17 protein-coding genes and 1 pseudogene are annotated in these 21,007 nt (G+C 43.4%); 10 read left to right on the top strand and 8 right to left on the bottom strand.

Annotated elements, in window-relative coordinates; all coding sequences use genetic code 11:
- The first annotated feature begins 12 nt into the window (after positions 1–12).
- The gene (locus RIM23_RS05085; RefSeq protein ID WP_446365023.1) at positions 13–6,717 is read left to right on the top strand and encodes a hypothetical protein; all 6,705 of its coding nucleotides are present in this window, start codon (positions 13–15) and stop codon (positions 6,715–6,717) included.
- On the opposite strand, the gene RIM23_RS05080 is transcribed toward RIM23_RS05085, so the two are convergent.
- Positions 6,683–6,814 (bottom strand): hypothetical protein, encoded by a 132-nt coding sequence (locus RIM23_RS05080; protein ID WP_446365021.1) that lies wholly within the window; start codon positions 6,812–6,814, stop codon positions 6,683–6,685. The two genes, RIM23_RS05085 and RIM23_RS05080, sit on opposite strands and share 35 nt — an antisense overlap.
- 53 nt (positions 6,815–6,867) lie before the next feature.
- Here RIM23_RS05080 and RIM23_RS05075 point away from each other — a divergent pair, with 53 nt between their 5' ends.
- A complete protein-coding gene (locus RIM23_RS05075) occupies positions 6,868–7,092 on the top strand; it encodes a transposase (protein WP_446365019.1) in 225 nt (74 codons plus the stop codon).
- 260 nt (positions 7,093–7,352) lie between these two features.
- Here the strand turns inward: RIM23_RS05075 and RIM23_RS05070 are convergent, their stop codons facing one another.
- The 4 genes and pseudogenes from RIM23_RS05070 to RIM23_RS05055 all read right to left on the bottom strand — a co-directional run.
- Entirely contained in the window at positions 7,353–7,574 is a 222-nt protein-coding gene (locus RIM23_RS05070) for a hypothetical protein (protein WP_446345341.1), read from the bottom strand.
- 80 nt (positions 7,575–7,654) lie between these two features.
- Complete coding sequence (locus tag RIM23_RS05065) at positions 7,655–7,966, bottom strand: type II toxin-antitoxin system RelE/ParE family toxin (RefSeq protein WP_446365017.1); 312 nt, start codon at positions 7,964–7,966, stop codon at positions 7,655–7,657.
- 8 nt (positions 7,967–7,974) lie between these two features.
- The gene (locus tag RIM23_RS05060) at positions 7,975–8,232 is read right to left on the bottom strand and encodes a type II toxin-antitoxin system ParD family antitoxin (protein ID WP_446365015.1); all 258 of its coding nucleotides are present in this window, start codon (positions 8,230–8,232) and stop codon (positions 7,975–7,977) included.
- 218 nt (positions 8,233–8,450) lie between these two features.
- Positions 8,451–9,431: pseudogene (locus RIM23_RS05055) on the bottom strand (DNA cytosine methyltransferase); the annotation flags it as partial.
- Between the two features lie 420 nt (positions 9,432–9,851).
- Between RIM23_RS05055 and RIM23_RS05050 the strand changes: the two are divergent.
- Positions 9,852–10,106, top strand: a complete 255-nt coding sequence (locus tag RIM23_RS05050; RefSeq protein ID WP_446365013.1) for a type II toxin-antitoxin system Phd/YefM family antitoxin — start codon at positions 9,852–9,854, stop codon at positions 10,104–10,106.
- On the top strand, positions 10,099–10,362 hold the full coding sequence (locus RIM23_RS05045) for a Txe/YoeB family addiction module toxin (protein ID WP_446365011.1): 264 nt from the start codon (positions 10,099–10,101) through the stop codon (positions 10,360–10,362). The genes RIM23_RS05050 and RIM23_RS05045 overlap by 8 nt, the downstream gene beginning before the upstream one ends.
- A gap of 333 nt (positions 10,363–10,695) precedes the next feature.
- Here the strand turns inward: RIM23_RS05045 and RIM23_RS05040 are convergent, their stop codons facing one another.
- Positions 10,696–11,805 carry an S-(hydroxymethyl)glutathione dehydrogenase/class III alcohol dehydrogenase gene (locus tag RIM23_RS05040; protein ID WP_446365009.1) on the bottom strand — a complete coding sequence of 370 codons (1,110 nt, stop codon included), beginning with the start codon at positions 11,803–11,805 and terminating at the stop codon, positions 10,696–10,698.
- Between the two features lie 785 nt (positions 11,806–12,590).
- Here RIM23_RS05040 and RIM23_RS05035 point away from each other — a divergent pair.
- From RIM23_RS05035 to RIM23_RS05010, 6 genes are all read left to right on the top strand, one after another.
- Positions 12,591–15,125 (top strand): CHAT domain-containing protein, encoded by a 2,535-nt coding sequence (locus RIM23_RS05035; protein WP_446365007.1) that lies wholly within the window; start codon positions 12,591–12,593, stop codon positions 15,123–15,125.
- Between the two features lie 55 nt (positions 15,126–15,180).
- Positions 15,181–15,768 (top strand): Uma2 family endonuclease, encoded by a 588-nt coding sequence (locus tag RIM23_RS05030; protein WP_446365006.1) that lies wholly within the window; start codon positions 15,181–15,183, stop codon positions 15,766–15,768.
- A 169-nt stretch (positions 15,769–15,937) separates the two neighbouring features.
- Complete coding sequence (locus tag RIM23_RS05025) at positions 15,938–16,621, top strand: SDR family oxidoreductase (RefSeq protein ID WP_446365004.1); 684 nt, start codon at positions 15,938–15,940, stop codon at positions 16,619–16,621.
- Positions 16,622–16,920: 299 nt separating this feature from the next.
- Positions 16,921–17,229 carry a hypothetical protein gene (locus RIM23_RS05020; RefSeq protein WP_446365002.1) on the top strand — a complete coding sequence of 103 codons (309 nt, stop codon included), beginning with the start codon at positions 16,921–16,923 and terminating at the stop codon, positions 17,227–17,229.
- 223 nt (positions 17,230–17,452) lie between these two features.
- The gene (locus tag RIM23_RS05015; protein WP_446365000.1) at positions 17,453–18,418 is read left to right on the top strand and encodes an aldo/keto reductase; all 966 of its coding nucleotides are present in this window, start codon (positions 17,453–17,455) and stop codon (positions 18,416–18,418) included.
- A gap of 243 nt (positions 18,419–18,661) precedes the next feature.
- Positions 18,662–19,804 (top strand): hypothetical protein, encoded by a 1,143-nt coding sequence (locus RIM23_RS05010; protein WP_446364998.1) that lies wholly within the window; start codon positions 18,662–18,664, stop codon positions 19,802–19,804.
- A 292-nt stretch (positions 19,805–20,096) separates the two neighbouring features.
- Here the strand turns inward: RIM23_RS05010 and RIM23_RS05005 are convergent, their stop codons facing one another.
- Together RIM23_RS05005 and RIM23_RS05000 are read right to left on the bottom strand one after the other, a co-directional pair.
- Positions 20,097–20,471, bottom strand: coding sequence for a hypothetical protein (locus RIM23_RS05005; RefSeq protein WP_446364996.1), 375 nt, complete (start codon positions 20,469–20,471; stop codon positions 20,097–20,099).
- The gene (locus tag RIM23_RS05000) at positions 20,468–20,803 is read right to left on the bottom strand and encodes a DUF5674 family protein (protein ID WP_446364994.1); all 336 of its coding nucleotides are present in this window, start codon (positions 20,801–20,803) and stop codon (positions 20,468–20,470) included. The genes RIM23_RS05005 and RIM23_RS05000 overlap by 4 nt, the downstream gene beginning before the upstream one ends.
- Positions 20,804–21,007 lie beyond the last annotated feature (204 nt).

The raw sequence follows: 21,007 nt of genomic DNA, 5'->3' as shown, positions 1-21,007 counted from the left end.
TAAATAAACGCTATGCCTATCAATATCGCACCATCCACTATACCCAACGGTTTCGTCATTGATGAAATTCTCGGCAATCTATTTGGGTTAGGTTATGTAGTCAAAGGTAACGGTGACTTTGATGGAGATGGGTTTAATGATTTCCTGATTAGTGCGCCGGGAGCTGGTTTGGGTTTGGGTGAACTTCATGTCGTTTTTGGCAGCAATGATTTAACCACTTCTTCTACTCAGACTATTTCCCTAAATTCCCAATTTTCGCCGCAAGTATCAGTAAGTATTGGCAATATTAATGGTGATGGCACAGATGACATCATTATTGGTGATCCTTTTGCTAACAACACAAATAATCAAGGTCGAACTTATGTCCTTTATGGTGATATAAGTCGGTCTATAGCTACCGATGTAACTAGCTTACTGCCAGGGCAAGGCTTTACTATTGTTAATAGCGATAGTAATGCAAATATTTCAGACGCATTAGGATGGTCAGTTAGTAGCGGAGATATCGATGGTGATGGCACAGATGATGTGATTATTGGAGATCCGGCTGCTGATTCTAATAATGGAAATGTTCATGTCATCTTCGGTACAACTCTTAATGGTGGTCACTCAGGTACATTCGATATTAGTACTGCTCCTCCTACCGATTTTCTGACCTTTAGCGATCCTAGTCCTAGTCCTAACCCAAAAGGTTTAGGATTCTCAGTGGGAAGTGGAGATATCAATGGAAACAATAAAGATGATGTAATTATCGGTGCGCCTGATACTAATAATTTCAATGGGGAAACTTATGTAGTCTTTGGCTATGGCACACGCGGGAGTATAGCTACGTCTACTACAAGTTTAACTGGTGCCAATGGTTTTATATTTAAAGGCGCTTCACAAGAAATATTAGGCTGGAAAGTCAGTAGCGCCGGCGATATTAACGGAGATAGCAATGACGACTTCATTGTTTCTGCACCTTCACCAGCTCTCAATCTTCAAGGTCGCGCTTATGTCGTCTATGGCAACAACTCAGGCTTCCCATCAACTCTGACTACTAGCAGCATAATTAATGGTACTGGTACAGATGGCTTTTATATTGATGGTCTGAATAACAATGACTCCTTAGGTGGCGCAATTAGCGCCGCCGGAGATGTCAATGGTGATGGAATTGATGATTTCCTGATTGCCGCACCTTATGCAGATACCAATAGTCTCAACGATTCTGGTCAAGTATATCTAGTTTATGGTCGTCAAGGAGGCTTTGGCTCAAATCCAAAACTTGATCTTAATAGTTTAGCACCAGATCAGGGTTGGTTCGTTGAAATTGATGGTCTTGCAGATAATGATTTAACTGGGTTTTCAGTGAGTGATGCCGGAGATGTCAATGGTGATGGAATTGATGACTTCTTAATTGGCGCATCCGGTACTAACGGTGGTGTGGGTACTAATTATGTTGTCCTTGGTCAAGAAACCGATAAACCCATTCCAGACACAACCGTTGTTGATATCACAGGTGCTTACCCCTTAATTGGAGAAAGGCGCACATTTATAGTTAGCTTCGACAACGTCGCCTCTTCTCCCGGAAATGTCGGTTATGCTCCTTTTGTCAATTTGTACCTCGATACCACTGGTACTGATGGGATGGCTGATAACAATGGGGTAATGACAGATACTTATGATGGTCTTACCCTGATTCCTAACGGCATACGATACATTCTTGACCAAGATATTTCATCGGTTGTTGACCCTGATACTGGTAATACGATTAGCGATGGGTTGCATTCGGTTCCTCTGAGTGTTTTGGGGATACAACCAATATTAGCAACCATCTACCTTGATAACTCTGGAAATCTTGTAGTAGATCATCCTTATGCTGGCACAATCGAAGTTCCATCAGGATTTAATCAAGGAGATACATTATATGTAATACCCTTACCTCAAGGTAGTTTTACCCCAGATCAACCCGATGCTAAACTTGAAATTGACGTTCAGATCAGTAATTTAGCTGACTATAATCAGCCGCTCAAGCTCTCTACTAGCGGTGGTTTCCGGTTGGGTGCAAATGCCGTATCGAACAGTCAGCCAATTGATCCAATAATGGAATCAAATGACGACGTTACCGAAAATTATTTAAAACCGCTGCTGTACCGAATTAGTAAACACTACACAGGTCCGGAAAACGAAACTGTCACTGGAGAAAACTTCAGTAAACAGTACAATATCTCAGTGGGTATTGCGCCGGGACAGACAATCGATAACCTGGCAATTCAGGATATTTTGCCCGATAATCTCCAGTTTAAGAGTGTTGTTAGTACGAGTGGCGGTACACCTACTATAACTAAAACTCCCCCTGGTTCAGGTGGTACTCTAAGTGCTGCCTTTCCTAATCCTGTAACAGGTAATGCCAGCCTCAATTTTGATTTCTATATCCCACTCTTAGACAACAGTACTACTGACGTTATCAAACCTAAAACTGGGAATGCAGTTACTTCAACAGATATCGCTAAATTAGATCCAAGTCTTGTATGGAATCCGCTAGATCCACGAGATGGTCAACCTTTCGCCGGACCCTACAATCCTCCAGATAATACTGCCACCACCTTCATTGAACCCAATGCAACTCATACTCTATATGATCGGTCACTCGCTATTCAAAAAACCTGGAATCGAGTATTACCAAATGGTGATACCAAAGCACTAGGATTAAGTCCGGGAGATGTGATTGAATACACCATGAATTTCCAGGTGTCTGATTATTTCGCCTTCGGGAATGTCAATATCAATGATATATTTTCCGATGGTCAGAAATTCGATACCAGTTTCACCCCGACTTTTACAATTAACGAGCATAATGTCGTTACTACCGGTTCATTTACCAACTCTGGAGACTTCACTTTTGTCGATCCAAGTGGGGGTAGTAGTGGCACAGTTAACTTAGATATTTCTCAAGCGTTATTGTCATTAGCTCCACAGTCTAATCCTAATGATAAATTATTAGGTGGGAATATTTTTGACTCAGGTGGTTATGGTGCTACTTTTGGTGCAACTACAGGGCAAATAAAATTCCGCACAGTAATACAGGAAGATTTTACGGGAAGTTTTCCTGATACATCGGTTGACAATGGTGACTTTTTCAGGAATACTGCCACAATTACAGGGGATGTTTTAAATGTTAATCCTGGTCAAAACTTCGCTCCTCATATCGACACTGGAAATAATTTACCTTTCAATGAGTCAGATTCTAGTCGCACATACTTCTACTTACCTCGTGGTAAATTTAATAGCAATTCGGGACAAGATGATGGCTATGAAGTAAGCGTTTTTCAGATTAAGGACAGTGATGGGAATCTGAAAACTGGTAATACTGTTGTAGCTGGGGATGAAGTTACTTATCGGATCAAATATACTCTGCCTTTTGCCGACATAGAACAGCTAAAATTTACATCTTTCCTTCCTTTACCTGTTTTCAATGAAAGTCTCAGTCGATTAGATATAACAACGGTACACAGTGGACCACCTGTTTTAGAGCAAATCGTTTATGGTCCGATGGATACGCTTAATACCTTTTATGGTAGCGTCAATCCAATCATACCCTCGACAGGTCCAAATCTTTCTGTTGGGCGTCAAAACAATTCTTTGCTGTTCAACTACGGAAACTTTGACGATCCTGGCACCGTTGCACCCCAAACTATTGACCTTCTCTATACCTTAGAAGTAGGAGATCAGGTAACCGAAAATAACCTGTTACTAACTAATCTGGTTTATGAACAAGAGGGTAGTACCAATGGTGGTTCTCGCGCCTTTGCTAAATATGCCTTACTTGAATTAGCGCAACCAGAACTCAAGATTACTCAGGGTGTAGTCGCAACCAGCGACACTAAGGCTGTGTTTAGCGAATTTTTCCCTGTTATTGGAAATTCTCCCAATCCTCCCACCCTTGGATTTACTGCTCCTGGAACCCCAGGGGTAAGATTCACTGGAACAATTGACTCCGAGACTCTTAGCACCACTAATTATTTCGATAGTGATATAACGGCTGATTTGAGTGATGCTCCGGGTAGTAATCCAGCTCATAATGGAGATAATAATTTAATAGCGGATTTAGTCACCTATGCCATCATTCTGGAAAACACTGGCACAAGTCCTAATGGTGCATTTGATGTACTGATTAAAGATAATCTGCCCACAGGATTAAAGATACCCATCGGCGGGCTAAATCTTCAAGTGGCTTATGGGAATGGTGCTTTGATTAATTCCAGTGGCATTAGCTTTTTAGGCGGTGGTCCTGACGGAATAAGCGGTACTCCTGATGATCTCTTTGGTAATGGGATTCGCTTAAATGATTCTGCTACAGGTGCGATCGCCGCGTATAATTCTACCAGTGGCGATAACGTTGTAGTCATAACTTACGACTTGGAAGTAGATGATGAGCTTGCCGACGAGACGATCATTACCAATACAGCCATTTTAGAAGAATATTCCAGTTCTGAAGGTGGTGCTAAATTCTTACCTGGCTCTCAGTCGCTGACGGATGATGCTCAAGTCAAAACACAACCTTATCTTCAAGAACAATTTCATACATTTCTAGATTTGTTAGATGGTATGTCAGGTAATTTACCACCAAACACTGGTGTTACAGGTGCTGCAGGTGAAACGTTTACAGCCTTGCCTTACCTGGGGAGTGGTGACTTAACCTACAATGTGATTGTGAACAAAGGACCATTGACAGTATATGATTCGACATCAGGAGTCAACAATCTATTCAATCCTTTTGATTCAATAGATTTAACTAATCTTGAGTTTCAGTTTAAACCATTTTTCGGGTTCTTGTTCAACGGAGGCTATACCGTTAGTGTCGAAGTATCTGACTCAGATACTACTAATAATCCGGCGGGTATAGATTTTGATGTCCAAGATACTTTTGACTTTACGATTGATCTGCTTGGAAAAGTAACCAACAACGACATTATTGGTGCAACAGTCTTCTTCGACGCCAATCGTAACGGAGAATTAGACAACAACGAATCCTTCGCTATCACCGATGCCCAAGGCTCCTTTACCTTTACCGATGACTTACTTATCTATGACACCAATAGTGACGGAATTCTCGACATCTCTGAAGGTCAAATCGTCTCCCTGGGTGGAATTAACACCGCCACAGGATTAACACAAGACACCGCTTTAATCGCCAGCCCTGATGCCTCTGTAGTAACCCCATTAACTACTGTCATCGCTGAATTAATCCGACGCGGATTGACGCAACAGCAAGCCAATGATTTATTCACTAACGCCTTCTCAATTCCGAATACCATTGACATCAATACCTTCAATCCCGTAGAGGCGATCAATAATAATCAAGCTGATGCCGTTACCGCCTATACCGCCCATAGCCAAATCGCCATCTTAATCAGCCAAGCGGCTACCATTGTTTCACACTTCGCCAACGCCTCCCCAAGTCAAATCCTGGATAATCTGGTAGGGGCAATCGCCAATAAAATCCAAAGTGGTAAACCCTTAGATTTAACGAATCCTACCCAATTGGAACCGATTATCACCAATGGCGCCGGAATTCCAGCTGGAAACACCAGCCTTATCCAAGGATTCGCTCAAATCATCGCCGCCGCCAACCAAACTATTCAGGATTTTGCGAATACGTTGCCCATAGAATCTCTGGAAGTGCAATTTGCCAAAGTAGAAAAAGTAGCATTGGCTGAAACCAAACAAGATATCCAAGATGTTCTCAACGGAAAGAAAACCATTACCCAAGCCATAGAAGAGAACACGGGTAAAGCTTTACAAAACCAGATTGATACAGCACTTGTCTTCAGCGCCGATCCTACTGATATTGCTCTGACGAATACTGCAGTCGCCGAAAATTTACCGATTGGTGCAGCCGTTGGTACTCTTTCTTCTGTAGATTCTGAGTTAGGAGAAACCCATTCCTATAGTTTAGTTTCTGGCACAGGAGATACGGACAATAACGTATTTGAAATTGTCGGCAATACCCTAAAAACCAAAGCCTCCTTCGATTACGAAACCCAGAATTCCTATAACATTCGCGTCCAAACCTCTGATGGTAATGGTGGCATTTTCTGGAAGGAATTTACAATTGGTGTCACCGATGGAAACGAGATTCTCGAAATTGTCGGGACAGAAAAATCGGATATCCTTTTTGGTACTCCTGACAACGATATAATTGATGGTTTAGGTGGAAATGATATCATCTACGCCAATCAGGGTGATAACACCATCTATGGTGGTACTGGAATTGACCGGATTGACACGGGTGACGGTAATAATTTCATCGATGCTGGGGATGGAAACGATACCATCTACGCTGGTAATGGCGACAATATCATCTATGGAGGTGTTGGAATTGACCGGATTGACACTGGTGACGGTAATAATTTCATCGATGCTGGTGCTGGAAACGATACCATCTACGTGGGTAATGGCGACAATATCATCTATGGTGGTTTAGGCAACAATACTATTTGGCTCGGTGGCGGTCAAGATACGGTTATCCTAGAATTAGGCGATGGCTTCGATAGCATCCACAACTTCCAACTGGATCAAACCATCTTCCAACTCGGAGCAGGTTTAACCACAGATGATCTGTCTATCTTTGATAGCACAAATGGAGCAGAAATTTTTGCCGGTAGCGATCGCCTAGCTGTGGTAAATTGGACGCAAGCTAGTGTCATCCAAAACAATCTCTCCAGTATCTTTGTCTAATCAGATCAGCTAAGTAGGTGGGACGAATTAAATGTAAAACGCACATCACTAAAAGCATTAGGGTGAAAGTGACATGACCATTGTAGAGACGCGCCATGGCGCGTCTCTACATTCCGTAGCGACACCGAGTTCTATCGCGCAAGATCACAAATGTCTCCGAAAGCAGGTTCTCTGGGTGCCATAATTCGATCATACAAAGCAGCAGTTAGTCAGTGGTGTAAAAGGAATAATTATTCATCTTTTGCTTGGCAACCGCGATTTTATGACCACATCATTCGCGCTGATGGATCATTAGACCGAATTCGAGACTATATTATCAACAATCCGGCTAAATGGGAAGATGACAAAGACAATCCAGCAAATTTGTGGATGTAATTTACAATGATTAAATAATCTAAAAATAAGAAATAATTTATTGAAACCGCCAACGAGTTAGGGCGTCCGATTCCTGAACCCAAAGGTTGCTTGATGTTCGCTTAATTGATAAAGACTGAAGTGCGATCGCTCTCCACTAAAAATCAAGCTCTCAATTCCTCTAACACCAAAACTGCCAACCCTGGTAAAGAAGGTAAACGCGCATCAAAAGTAAATTAGTGGTGCACTATCCAAACCAACGACTTGCCCCTGTAACTGGGCTATCCATTCCATGAGTCTCGTTCCTGATTAACATAGTCTTGAGCATCCATGCCATTCCAAATTTCTTTACCTAGCCCTCGCAACTCCAAGATGCTACGTTTGGGCTTAGGTGCTAACGTCACTCGTTGATGAATTAAGCTGAACAATTCTTCTATCAGCTGCATTTGCTCATCAGGAGTAAGGTTTTCCGCTAGACGACGTACTTCATGATAAGTAGACATATACTTTCTGTTGTAATGCTCTTGCCCTAAGTCCAATATACACAGAGCGATCGCCTTTGTGCCTCAGTGGATGCGATCGCTTAGTCTTGATCATCTTCCCGAAATAGCGCCTCCAGATCGCGATAACCGCCCACTACCCGCATCACCTCGATTACATTTGTAACCAGACGATAAAAAATTAGATAATCCTCTAACGGTACACTCCGCAAGCCAGGATAGAGTTCATCTCGTTGACGTCCCATTCGGGGGAACTGAGATAGCATTTTGAACTTCGTGTCAATCTTCTCAAGAAAACGCTCTGCCGTTTCAATACTTCCTTTCTGGGCGAGATAGTCCATAATACTCTCTATATCTCGGCTTGCTGTCGGTGTAATTCGGCAAACATTGCTCATCAATTAGCCTAAGCGCGACGCTGTTGCAATTTCTCTTGCAGCCCAATTATAACGGTTTCTGCGTCTAACAATTCGCCTCGTTCAGCCTCTTCAACTCCAACCATAATCTCGCGGCGTAATTCCTCAAATCGTCCTTTATAAAGATTTTCTCGTTCCTGTAGCAGCTTAATACCAGCCAAGAAGACTTCATCAGTAGAGGCATACTTGCCGCTAGCAACCTGATTGTTGATAAACTGTTCCAGTTCTGGTGGCAATGTAATTGGCATACTCAAATCAGCTTTGGATTAACCTGCTGCTATTCTAACGCGATCGCATCTATACTTTCCCGAAGTGTGATCGCGCTTACTTTCAGTGTATGCGATCTTTCCCTGTTCGACGGTAGGGGCGCAAGGCTTGCGCCCTTTCTCGTGTGTCCATGATATCAGTCGCCTATTTTTTGATCCCCTATAAAATTATTATCCTTTTCTTCTTCGTGACTCCCCAAAAATATTTGTTCTTTTAATTGATAAGCAATTTCAGAAACCATGGGAATGCAAACTGAGTTTCCCACCTGCTTGTAACATTCTCCTAAATTCTTGTAGAGTTTAAAATTCTCTGGAAATCCCATAATTCTATAACATTCTTTAATCGTCAATTTGCGAACGGCGTTTTCTTCAGGAAGATAAATAAAGAATCGCCCCGAGGTTTCTTGAGAAGGTATTGTAGGATGTATACCTTCTACTGAATAAATTCTATTGGGTTGATGGTGAACCCTAGATAAATGATGAGTATTGGGTCTAACTCCTTTTTTCCAAATACTCTTATTATTCCGATATCCTACAAAAATTAATCCCGATTGCTGTTGTTTGGGTTGATCTATTAAGGTATAGCTGTCTGGCTCTAAATATTCAAAGTTTTCAGAATCGGATAGAAAATTTCTTAATTTCGCTCTAGAATTTATTGTTTTCAATTTATTAAAATTAAATTTTTTGTTCTTGGTAGCAACAATAATTATTCTTTCCCGGTTTTGGGGGACTCCAAAATCTTTAGAATTCAGCAGACTATAATTGACTTTATATCCCAAATCTTCTAAAGAGTACAAAATTACATTTAGTGTTCTACCTTTATCTTGATACATTAAATGTTTTACATTTTCCAGAAGAATAACTGGAGGTTTTTTTGCTGCAATTATTTCACAAATACGAAAAAATAATGTACCTCTTGTATCCTGAAAACCTTTTCTTTTACCACATATACTAAAAGGCTGACAAGGAAAACCAGCCGTTAAAACATCAAAATTAGGAATAATATTAATGTCTATTTTTGTAATGTCACCTGCGGGTCTATCTGAAAAGTTATTAAAATATACTTCCTGACATTTGGGATCAATTTCACAAGAATATACGCATTTATAGCCCGTTCTTTCAAAGGCAATTCTAAATCCACCAATTCCAGCAAATAAATCAATAAATTTAATTTTTTCCATCCCTGTTTTTCAGCAAGTTTGATTCTCTATTATAAAACATGGTTGCACGTTCACGAAGCCCCAACAGGCACCAAAGAAAATTATCCAGTCAATACGGCTCCGTTAAAACATCTAAAATCAGCTTCAGATTAACCGACTGCTATTCTAACGCGATCGCGCTTACTTTCAGTGGATGCGATCTTTCCCTGTTCGACGGTAGGGGCGCACAGACGTGCGCCCTTTATTATTGTCGTGCGCCCTATATTAACTAACTATAAGATCACAGCAATACTCAGTCTACTAAAATCTCGCGTTGGCGAAGCCTGTTCCAAAGGAACGTATCGCACCATGCCTTTGAGCGGTATGCTAGGTCTGCCGATTTCTTGCTAGACTCAGATCAGCTAGGCTATACTTGTACAATTAAGCCGACAGCTTTTAGGAATGAAAGTCGTAACGTTTACTGAAGCTAAAAATAAACTGAAAGCCATTTTGGATCGGGTGGTTAATGATGCTGACTATACTATAATCACCAGACGGGATGCTGATGATGCCGTCGTTATGTCTCTTGAGTATTTCAATAGTTTGCTAGAAACCGTTCATTTGTTAAAATCTCCAGCCAATGCAGCCCACTTAGAACGCTCCATTGCCCAATACAAACAAGGACAGGTAACCGAGAAAGATTTATTAGATGAGTAATCGGAAGTTAGCCTGGACTGATGAAGCTTGGGAGGACTATCTTTATTGGCAAAATCAGGATAAGAAAACGCTTAAAAGGATTAATAAACTGATCAAGGCAACTAAAAGTATTCCCTTTGAGGGGATTGGCAAACCTGAACCGTTGAAAGAAAATTTATCGGGATTTTGGTCACGTCGTATTGATGATAATAATCGTCTTGTCTACGCGGTAGATGATAATTATCTAACGATTATTTCTTGTCGCTATCATTATTAAGACAGTAGGGGCGCACCGACGTGCGCCCTTTATTATTGTCGTGCGTCCTAATATTTGACCAAGTATAAAATCACAGCAATACTCACTCTATAAAATGTCGCGATCGCGCAATACCCAATTAACAGACAATTGCGATCGCGCTCCCTGATTACGCTTAATTCTAGTACGATAATCTTAGAGCTGTTATTCCCATGTTCCAATGACTTCTACAATGGGGCGTTTTTACCTTATTAGGTTCGCTCCTCTGTGGCTAAAGAAAGGGGCGGGTTTAGTCAAGTTATGAGTTGTTTCCAAAACGTTATCGGTAAAACCCGCCCCTACCACCCGGTTGCATTAAAATGTCACCACACTGCGAATTGATTCCCCTTTGTGCATTAAATCAAACCCCTCATTTATTTTATCCAAGGGCATGACATGGGTAATTAAATCATCAATATTTATCTTACCTTCCATATACCAATCCACAATTTTAGGAACATCAGTACGTCCCCTTGCCCCACCAAACGCGCTTCCTTTCCAAACTCGTCCGGTTACTAATTGAAACGGGCGCGTACTAATTTCTTCTCCTGCACCAGCCACGCCAATAATCACACTCACGCCCCATCCTTTATGGCAACATTCCAAAGCTTGGCGCATCACATTGACATTCCCAATGCACTCAAAACTATAATCAGCGCCCCCTTTGGTTAACTCCACCAAATACGGAACTAAATCCCCTTCAACTTCACGCGGATTGACAAAATCTGTCATACCAAACTTTTCTGCCAATTCCCGTTTATCTGGATTAATATCAACGCCAACAATTTGACTTGCGCCCACCATTCGCGCCCCTTGGATCACATTTAAGCCAATCCCACCCAGTCCAAATACTACAACTCTGGAACCGGGTTCAACTTTGGCAGTATTAATCACCGCACCAATCCCCGTGGTTACGCCGCAGCCGATATAACAAACCTTCTCAAAGGGCGCATCTTCTCGAATTTTCGCCACGGCAATTTCTGGTAATACGGTATAGTTGGCAAAAGTAGAAGTTCCCATGTAGTGATGTAGCATTTTGCCATTACTTGAGAACCGACTTGTGCCATCGGGCATGACTCCTCGTCCCTGAGTTGCCCGAATCGCCTGACAGAGATTGGTTTTCAAACTTAAGCAATACTCACAGTTCCGGCATTCAGGTGTGTAGAGAGGAATGACATGATCACCGGGTTTAACGCTGTTTACCCCCTCTCCCACCTCCACGACTATACCTGCACCTTCATGTCCTAAGATAGCCGGGAATAGTCCTTCTGGGTCTTTGCCAGAGAGGGTATAGGCATCGGTATGACAAATACCTGTGGCTTTAATTTCGACCAATACCTCCCCAGCTTTGGGTTCCTCTAGCTGAACCGTTTCAATCGTTAACGGTTTACCTGCTTCGTAGGCGACAGCTGCTTTAACGTCCACTTCTCCCCTCCTGCTTGTGGTCTTAATGCACTATCGTTTAGTGTATCCCTAGAGCGTCAATCGATGTAATCACACTGAGCGGTCAAAAAAAGCTTAGAGTAGGGGCATGACATGTTTCCTACAGATGCAGGTTTCATAAGTGAAGGGTTTCGCCAACCCTGACAGATTACCTCTTTGACTGCAACTTGGTATCACTTCTCCCTTTTTCAGAGTAATTTTCTGGTATCTCCCTATCGTGCAACCATTGTTAAGATAAAAGAGACTTAACCCCACCGCAAGGGAGCCAGTCTGTACAATCAAAACTGAAAAACTACCTTAGGGGCAGGTTGAGTCAAATCGGGGCGGAAAAAAACGATAATCGTGAAACCCACCCCTACATCCCTTAAAAACGCTTTCATCCCGATGTACCGATGTAACGGAAAAATGCTGGATTTTCCTTAACCACTATGGCTAAAAAAAATCCCTAGCCCAAATCAGTGAGCCAGGGAACGTCAATCAGGGTGCATCTACCATTTCACTCTTCGGGAATAGGCGGGGTTTATCCGGAAAAATTCGCCAAGCCGTTCTTCAATTGGAGTTCAGTAACATCCAGAACCGAAAAATTCCAGGGTTTTCAAGCAGGATTAACCTCTTGTCCCTCCTCCATAAACTCAAAATGTCTCATTGAATACCCGTGACTCGCCCTTATGTGCCTAAACTCTCTATGGAAACTTTCACAGAATTAAATCAATCTATATCTAAAGACACTATGAATGCGATAAACCTTGAAAACCCAGTAAAAACCCTTGACATTCAGCAAACTTGACCAGGCAATAGCAGTGGCACAGGAATTCCATCTCTCTGTGACCCCTTTGGGGGACGAGCAGCAGCATCTAGTGCGGATTGAACGAGTCGCACCTGGGGTGCCTTTGGCAGAAGAACAAGTCCGTTGGCCCATGGATGAGTGGTTAGCGCAAGCTAAACAACTGATGAATGATCCCCTCCTCGGCTTGTTACAAGGGGGGTCTGGCGGTATGGATGAGCTGTTTTTTTTGCCTAACTCAGATCAGCAAGTGCGTCAATCCTGTAAAAACCTGGTGGCGCTGGGTCAGGAACTTTATAATGCTTTATTTCAAGGGAGCTTGCGTGATAGCTGGATGATGGCACAAGCGATCGCGCAAAATCAACGCACCGTATTGCGACTGCGCCTGGGACTCAAAGGGAATCGCTTACCCCGCTTACCCTGGGAAGTTCTCCATGCCGGCGATCGCCCTTTGGCAACGGGGACGGATGTCGCCTTCTCCCGCTACCAACTTAGCGCCGGGTTGATGCGACCGATTCATTCCCTTCCCCCTCAACCCAATCCTGTCCTGAAAATTCTCATGGTAATTGCCGGACCGAGTGACCAAGAGAGTTTAGAACTAGCACAGGAAGCCGCACACTTACAAGAAGAACTCAAAAGCCGTTCTCGCCAAGAACCCCCAGCGATTCAACTCACCATTCTCGAACAACCGGGACGAGAACAACTCACCCAAGCCTTAGAACAAGGTCAATATCAAGTCTTCCATTATGCGGGTCACAGTAGTCTGGGGGATTCTGGCGGTGATGTTTATTTGGTCAGTAATAAAACGGGGTTAACGGAAACCTTGAACGGCAATGACTTAGCCGGATTGCTGGCAAATAACGGGGTGCAATTGGCAGTGTTTAACTCCTGTCGTGGCGCCTATACAGCCACATCAGACTCCCTAAACAATGGCAAAGAACGCAATTTAGCCGAAGCCTTGGTCAAGCGAGGTATCCCCGGTGTCTTGGCAATGGCAGAACGAATTCCTGATGAAGTGGCACTTACCCTGACTCGCCTACTTTATCGGAATCTCAATCAAGGCTATCCCATCGATCTGAGTCTGAGTCGGGCGCGACAGGGGCTAATTTCTGCCTATGGTTCCAACCAATTATATTGGGCGCTGCCCGTGCTTTATCTGCATCCCGAATTTGATGGATTCCTAACTAATGTGGACGATGACTATCACAATCGGGAAGAACGATTACAGTTACCGGAACCACCAGACATGCCTTTAGTCTCTAACGAAAGTGACGCCGAACTATTCACAGGACCTATGTTAAACACAACGTTAGAGAATGAGGATGAATTCCTGCTAGAGGATAAATTTCCCCTAGCTGAGTATGAGTATACATCGAGCCAAAATTCCTTGGATGAGACTCCCTCAGACGATGATGGGGATGATCCGTCTAGCTTTATTAAGAGTTTACTCGAACAACTGGATAGTGACCCAGAGATCGAGGAACCTAAGTTACCTCCCTTAGACGCAAAGCATCCACCTACAACGACGCCAGGGAAAGCAAATCAGGACGTATTAATCCCGCCGCCTCAACAACCCACGGTTCTCTCAGAAGCGCCAGTACCAACACCTCCCCCAAAAACAGCTACGCCATCATCTCAACAGACGGTTAAACCTAAACCCCAGCCAGCGCAACCGAATCAAAAGGGGTGGCGTTCCTGGCGGGTTGCGCCTAAACTGGGGATTGGATTAGGCGTCGGTGCTGTCGCGATCGCACTTTTGAGTTTCGCCTTGGTTTGGAACCGTCAGCCGCAACCGGGTGGGTTAATTACATCGCCTGAGTCTCTGCCGAGTCTACCCCAACCCTTAGACTTAGATGAGATCAACTTAGACAAAGCCGAAACCAATGACGTCACGGCTTTAGCGATCGCACAATTAGGTCAAGGGAAGATCGAAGCCGGAACAGAAGCTGTGGAAGCTTTGCTCAATCGAGGTGCCTTGTCTCAAGCCGATGCTGCACTAGCGAATGTTTCTCCCTCCCAATTGGATAACCCAACCATCAGTTTTTTGAGAGGGCGTCTGGCTTGGCAGTCGCTTCAAACTGGCGATACAAACTATAATATCAGCGATGTGCGACGGTATTGGGAAACAGCAGTTAAAGCCCAACCTGACTCGGCTAAATATAATAATGCCCTTGGCTTTGCTTACTACGCAGAAGGAGATTTCGAGCGAGCTAACAATGCCTGGTTAGATGCTCTCACCTTAATCGAACAAGAGGAAATCGATGCAGATGTGGCGGGAAACGAGGCGAAGAAAGAAGCGCTAACGGCTTATGCGGGATTAGCGTTAGGATTCTGGAAATCTGCTCAACAACAGCCCGCCGAAAAGGGCACAAATCTTTTAAATGAATCGTCGAAACTGCGGCAAAAAGTTCTCCAAGATGACCCCGTAAATTTTCAACCCGACGCCCTGAGCCAGAACTGGCTTTGGTCCGAGCAGGCGATTCAAGATTGGCGATCGCTTTTAGGAGAAACGCCATAAAATCTGCATGGGTGGGTTTCAAAAATTCGATAAAATATGCTGTGGTAATACCTGTATGAATGTAGCAACTATTACTCTGCCTTCTCGGATAAAATTGAGTATCGATTTAACCGATGATCAGTTCTTTAATCTGTGTCAGAGAAACCGAGATTACCGATTTGAGCGGACAACATCAGGGGAATTACTAATCATGTCACCAACGGGTAGTGAAACGGGAAATCGCAATATTGAACTCGCCTATCAACTCCAAGCTTGGAGCCGCCAGAATAATTTAGGGATTGCCTTTGATTCCTCCACTGGCTTCAAACTTCCCAATGGTGCCGAGCGTTCCCCCGATGTCTCTTGCATACGCCGGGAACGATGGGAAGCGTTAACTCCGACACAACGAAAGCAGTTTGCCCCGATTTGTCCAGATTTTGTCGTCGAATTGCGTTCGGAAACCGATTCCCTGAAAGAATTACAAGAAAAAATGAGAGAATATAGGGATAACGGGGCAAAATTGGGATGGTTAATTGACCGTAAAAATAAGCGAGTTGAGATTTATCGTCCAGGAGAGGATGTAGAAATTCTCAACTCTCCGGCTACTCTGTCAGGAGAAGATGTGTTACCGGGATTTGTGTTGCATTTAAAGGGTATTCTGTAGGTGATTGTTGCTAGTGAGCAATTCTATACTAAAGCTCGAACATAACTTAAAATCCTTACCAGTAGGAGAGATAACGACGCCCCAGCTTCCGGAAAAACTTGTACGCGATCGCAGATTCCCGTATCGCCTTAATCTATTAGAGGAAAGGTATCAAGGGAAAATAGTAACCATGACAAAAGTAATCGTGATTACAGGTGTCAGCCGGGGTTTAGGGCGAGCAATGACCGAGGGATTTATCGCCCAAGGACATACAGTTCTAGGTTGCGCTCGAAAAGAGGCGGCAATTAAGGATCTCAATCGAACCTTTGGTCCTCCCCATAATTTTACCGTGCTCGATGTTGCCGATGAAGATCAGGTCATGGCTTGGGCAAAACTCCTCCTCAATGAGTTCACTCCACCGGATCTGCTGATTAATAATGCGGCAATTATTAATGATTTGGCGCCTTTGTGGGAGATTCCCAGCGAGGATTTTTCCCGTCTGATTGATGTCAATATCAAGGGAGTCGCCAATGTAATTCGCCATTTTATCCCAGCAATGATTGACAGGGGAAGCGGTATAATTGTCAATCTGAGTTCGGGTTGGGGACGCTCAACCTCTCCTCAAGTCTCATCCTACTGTGCCTCTAAATGGGCAATTGAAGGCATGACGCGATCGCTAGCTCAAGAATTGCCCAAAGGAATGGCGGCAATTCCCCTGAGTCCCGGTATTATCCATACTGATATGCTGGAAGTTTGCTATGGCGAAGCAGCGGCGTCTTATACGGCTATCCAAGATTGGGTCAAACAAGCAATTCCCTTCCTGCTGCAATTGACTCCTGCTGATAATGGTCAACCCCTGAGTGTCCCTGTATGATACAATAACGGGTTCGACTCTGTGTTTGGGTGAGGTCCCAATTATCTCGCTTAAGCTGAAAAACAGCAGGTAGCCCACAAAAGCGGGAGCTATATAAAGTTTAACAAATAAAGGCTTGGGAAACCTCGCCCAAATCAGCTAAAATCGACTAATCATGTCAAAAATTTGATAGTACGACGAAAGCAAAAAGACGAGATTGCCTTTCCTTAAGCTATGGGGAAATTACCGTTCAAAGAAAAACCCTGGACTCTAAACCAGGATTTAGTGAAGGATCAAGAATCAGGGAGGATTGAAAAGTAGTGGACAACGTTTATAAACGCCACTCTTATAAGGCAAACTTTGATCAAGCAGAACGTTACCAGACCCATTGGGATGAATATTTAATTATTCCAATATGGGAACGGAAAACAGGGCGTTGGACAGTAACGTGGCTAGAATCAGAACAGTTGCTTGAACCGACAATTATTGATCCCTTTGGCGGTTTTGATTTCCCTACAGCTCAAGCCGCGATATCGGCGGCAAAATCTCTCATTGATCATTGTTCAGATGTGGCGGCTCGGAATGCCATGGAAGATAGGCTGATAGAAATCTTAGAAGGGAAGGGATAAGCTTACTTTTCACAGCATATAGCCCAATCAAGGGAGGTGTTCCCTGCCTATGAGTTCCCGAAAACTAGGGTTTTCAGTAACCTACTGCCTAGAGGTTCAAACTAATTGTACCTGGGATAGACGCCAAGACTGTGCCAAAACTTAGAAGATTTGGTGGGATTAGCTTATCGGTTAATCCCTGGGCTAATTACAGTTAAAATTGTCTACATCACAGGAATTTGTTATGGAAACGCGACCTTTAGGCACTTCCGATATCAAAATCACACCAATTATAATGGGTACTTGGCAGGCGGGTAAGAGTGCCTGGGTGGGGATTGAAGACGCTGAAACGATTAAAGCCATCCGAGCCGCTTTTGATGCGGGTATCACGACGGTGGATACCGCAGAAATCTATGGCAATGGGCATTCCGAGCAGATTGTTGCCCAGGCATTATCCGATGTCCGTGAGCAAGTGGTTTATGCGTCCAAAGTATGGGTGGGGAATCTGAAACACGATAAACTTATCGAAGCCTGCGATCGCTCTCTGAAAAATCTTCAGACGGACTATATTGACCTGTATCAAATTCATTGGTCTCCCGGAACATTTAATACTGAGGTAGTGCCGATTGAGGAGCCAATGAGCGCCTTGAATAAACTTAAGGAACAAGGCAAAATTCGGGCAATTGGTGTATCGAATTTCTCCCGTACACAGTTAGAAGAAGCGGCTCAGTATGGGAAGATTGACAGTTTACAGCCCCCCTACTCCTTGTTTTGGCGGAAAGTTGAGCAAGATGCTCAACCCTACTGCATTGAGAATAATATATCAATCCTGGCATACTCCTCCCTTGCTCAAGGATTGCTCACGGGTAAATTTGGACCCGATCATCAATTAAGAGAAGGGGATAATCGTGCCAAGAATCGTCTGTTTCAAGGGGAAAACTATAAACGAGCGCAGCAAGCTTTAGATAAACTGCGCCCCATTGCTGAACGCCATGATTGCAGTCTTGCCCAATTATCCCTCGCCTGGTTAATTGCCCAACCGCAAACGAATGCGATCGCGGGGGCGCGTCATGAAGGACAATCCTCTAGTAACGCTAAGGCGGCTGAGGTAAAGCTATCCCCAGAGGAATTGCAAGAAATTGACGCGATCGGGCGTATTGTCACGGATCACCTAGATGATAATCCCGTGATGTGGGATTGGGATTCATAATAGATAAATAAGCAAGTTCTCGATTAAGAGAAGTAAGCCCAGATACCCGCCCGGAGTTCAAACTCCGGGCTAATAGCTTAAGTCCATTAAAATGGACTAAAACTCTGATCCAATCCTATGCCAGACGAGCTTGTTAAAAGATATAATTGCTGTGTGTTATTGGGATTCATTTGCCGGGGATGAGTTTTGTCGTTAGACTAGGGTGTAGAACCTTAAAACCTGCATTATTTATAGTGAAGACCAGTGCCCAAGACTGCCTATTCTCAGCGATTCAAACGGGAGTTAGACCCTGAGCAGTTGTTATCACTGCTTGGATATGACTTGAAATCTGATCCTGACCTCAAGAATTTATCAGGAGAACTGCGTGATGAAATTCATCGCGATTTGCTGTGTCCGGAATGCGGTGTAAGTGGTGGCGTGATAGTGTCGCGCTCAAAGTCTACGAAGAGCAACAAAGCGCTGAGACAGCCTCACTTTCGCTTTTTGGCGGGCGACAATAATAGTGCCCATCATCCACTATGTGACCACTATGACGATTCCAGTATCAAGAGTAAAAAAGAACAATTAATCGACTTCGGCAATGATAGATCGTTTGAAACCAGGATAATTCGTGAACTCGTTGCGAAAGGTATTGAACAAAAAATTATTTCACAACAAACTATTCGTGACATGCGCCAATGGTTTTTCGATACTAAAATTCGACATCAATTCACTATGGATGTGTCTCAAGATTCTCTTCAGTGGATTTTCAAAATAAGCGGACTGTTTTCTCATCGTGGAATACCATTTAAACCAATTCACGCAGAGTTGCCTAATTTTGATTGGAGACACGCGGCTATTCTACAGTTTGTTGAAGAGAACCGCCACTTGATCAATATAGTCCGTGATCGGTGGTGGGGTTATGACAAAAAGATAGAGAAAAGAGCCTTGAAGTTTGTTGAGCAAACTCAGGGTAAAACTGTTTTTGACGTGACGAAACTAGAAAAACAGTATAAAAAGACTATTGAACTAGCCTGTTTTATGGTGCGGAACCTACGTCTATTTGAGCGAAACCAGTACTTTGCCGAACAAGACCTACGCCTAGGTATAACAACAGGTGTAGTATCAGCTTTTGTTGCATTGTTACTCTATATAACTGATTGGGATGTTGACGCAGCGATCTCCAAACTAGTAGCGATTGTACAGGCTCCTACTCCTACTGATATGAATGCAGGCAATGTGATTGGTTTGAACCCTTTTCACGATTTTGCTGTATGGGCAAATATTATGAAAGCAAGAGAAGTGGCTCAGCATAGTTTCAACGGCTTTGATTACGAGGCTCAAATCGAGACTATTGAACAACGGTTGAAAAAGCAGTACGACGAGTGGAAAACTGCTAAAAGCTAATATTGAGCTGGCTGAATAAGTGTTATTGTGAGGGGAGACAATAGGCAATAGTGAAATAGACAAAGAACAGAGGAAGTTTATCGCTCTTTTGTCAATCTGGGAAAAGAACTATCAAAGCTGATTGCTGGAAGCCTTTGCTGTTAAGCATTTGGGTACTCAGAAACTAATAGAAACTCATGTCTTAGGGGCAAATTGTCAAACTCTCTCAGTGTCAGGGTTTCAGCCTTCGCTCTTCCGAAAGTGACAAAAGAGCGTTATAGCGCTTCGCGCTGGTATATTTACAAATTCAGATTCAACCTTGATGAGGACTAGCCACAGGTTCCGACAAAAGTCCTGACATCTCCAACACGCGCTCCGTCCAAACCCTTGCTTGTTCAGCAACATTGATGCGTTTTGCATCATCTGCCCAAATCTTTGACCAATGGAATTGCCACCGAGCGAGTTGAACTTGCAACTCAACCAACTCAGCTGCATGATCCATTCCAGCATCCATAGCTGTCCACTCAATAAAGAACTTGCTTTCTCTAATCAGATATTCCACAGCATTGCCATTAACTCCACTCTTAGTCAGAGATTTAATTCGAGCCAAGTTAGCCGCTAATCCACCTAGACGAGTTGGTACTTCGTCATTTAAATACCGCCCTTGTAAAGCCTTCCAGTCTTTCATACGCCTCCTAATAAATTCTGAACAATATTAGCAACTTGCTCCCGAATCCCTAGATCAAGGATTTCCATTGAACGGTTGTTTTGTCTCGGACGTATATTAATTAGAGATTCATAGGTTACCGTTTGGCTATCCGGATACCAGTCGGCTCCCCAAATGTTTACCTGCTCACTCCCGTCTTCGAGTAGCACTGTTTCACAATCAGCGTGGAACTCTCCACCACCAGCGAGAATTCCACGCTGAATATCTACTGCTAGCTTAATGTACAAACCAAGAGTCTCAAGCATTTCGTCAATTTGTTCTTGGGTAGCACGAGAACAGATTAGATGAATCATCAGTAGTGGTATAAGTTAAAACAGTGCATCTGGTTTCCAACATCGGTTGATCATACGTCTTATTCTAACCATGATGAATTTCTGGAAGTTCAGGTAACTTTCTTGTCAGTTTAATGTCCAATTTGAGTTTTTGGGTTGACATATTATTCCAGAGTGGTGGTGTGGCAAGACTATATTTTCAGGCTTTCTTGCGCCTAGAATCCT

This window comes from Coleofasciculus sp. G3-WIS-01 (genome assembly GCF_040223135.1).
Classification (GTDB): Bacteria; Cyanobacteriota; Cyanobacteriia; order Cyanobacteriales; family Coleofasciculaceae; genus Coleofasciculus.
Note: the sequence above shows the minus strand (reverse complement) of the source record. Positions and strands in the feature narration are given on the sequence as shown.

What these genes read in the sequence shown, in the direction of transcription:
- RIM23_RS05085 (WP_446365023.1), top strand. Translation starts at nt 13, where the DNA reads ATGCCTATCAATATCGCACCATCCACTATACCCAACGGTTTCGTCATT.
- RIM23_RS05080 (WP_446365021.1), bottom strand. Translation starts at nt 6,814, where the DNA reads ATGGCGCGTCTCTACAATGGTCATGTCACTTTCACCCTAATGCTTTTA.
- RIM23_RS05075 (WP_446365019.1), top strand. Translation starts at nt 6,868, where the DNA reads ATGTCTCCGAAAGCAGGTTCTCTGGGTGCCATAATTCGATCATACAAA.
- RIM23_RS05070 (WP_446345341.1), bottom strand. Translation starts at nt 7,574, where the DNA reads ATGTCTACTTATCATGAAGTACGTCGTCTAGCGGAAAACCTTACTCCT.
- RIM23_RS05065 (WP_446365017.1), bottom strand. Translation starts at nt 7,966, where the DNA reads ATGAGCAATGTTTGCCGAATTACACCGACAGCAAGCCGAGATATAGAG.
- RIM23_RS05060 (WP_446365015.1), bottom strand. Translation starts at nt 8,232, where the DNA reads ATGCCAATTACATTGCCACCAGAACTGGAACAGTTTATCAACAATCAG.
- RIM23_RS05050 (WP_446365013.1), top strand. Translation starts at nt 9,852, where the DNA reads ATGAAAGTCGTAACGTTTACTGAAGCTAAAAATAAACTGAAAGCCATT.
- RIM23_RS05045 (WP_446365011.1), top strand. Translation starts at nt 10,099, where the DNA reads ATGAGTAATCGGAAGTTAGCCTGGACTGATGAAGCTTGGGAGGACTAT.
- RIM23_RS05030 (WP_446365006.1), top strand. Translation starts at nt 15,181, where the DNA reads ATGAATGTAGCAACTATTACTCTGCCTTCTCGGATAAAATTGAGTATC.
- RIM23_RS05025 (WP_446365004.1), top strand. Translation starts at nt 15,938, where the DNA reads ATGACAAAAGTAATCGTGATTACAGGTGTCAGCCGGGGTTTAGGGCGA.
- RIM23_RS05015 (WP_446365000.1), top strand. Translation starts at nt 17,453, where the DNA reads ATGGAAACGCGACCTTTAGGCACTTCCGATATCAAAATCACACCAATT.
- RIM23_RS05005 (WP_446364996.1), bottom strand. Translation starts at nt 20,471, where the DNA reads ATGAAAGACTGGAAGGCTTTACAAGGGCGGTATTTAAATGACGAAGTA.
- RIM23_RS05000 (WP_446364994.1), bottom strand. Translation starts at nt 20,803, where the DNA reads ATGATTCATCTAATCTGTTCTCGTGCTACCCAAGAACAAATTGACGAA.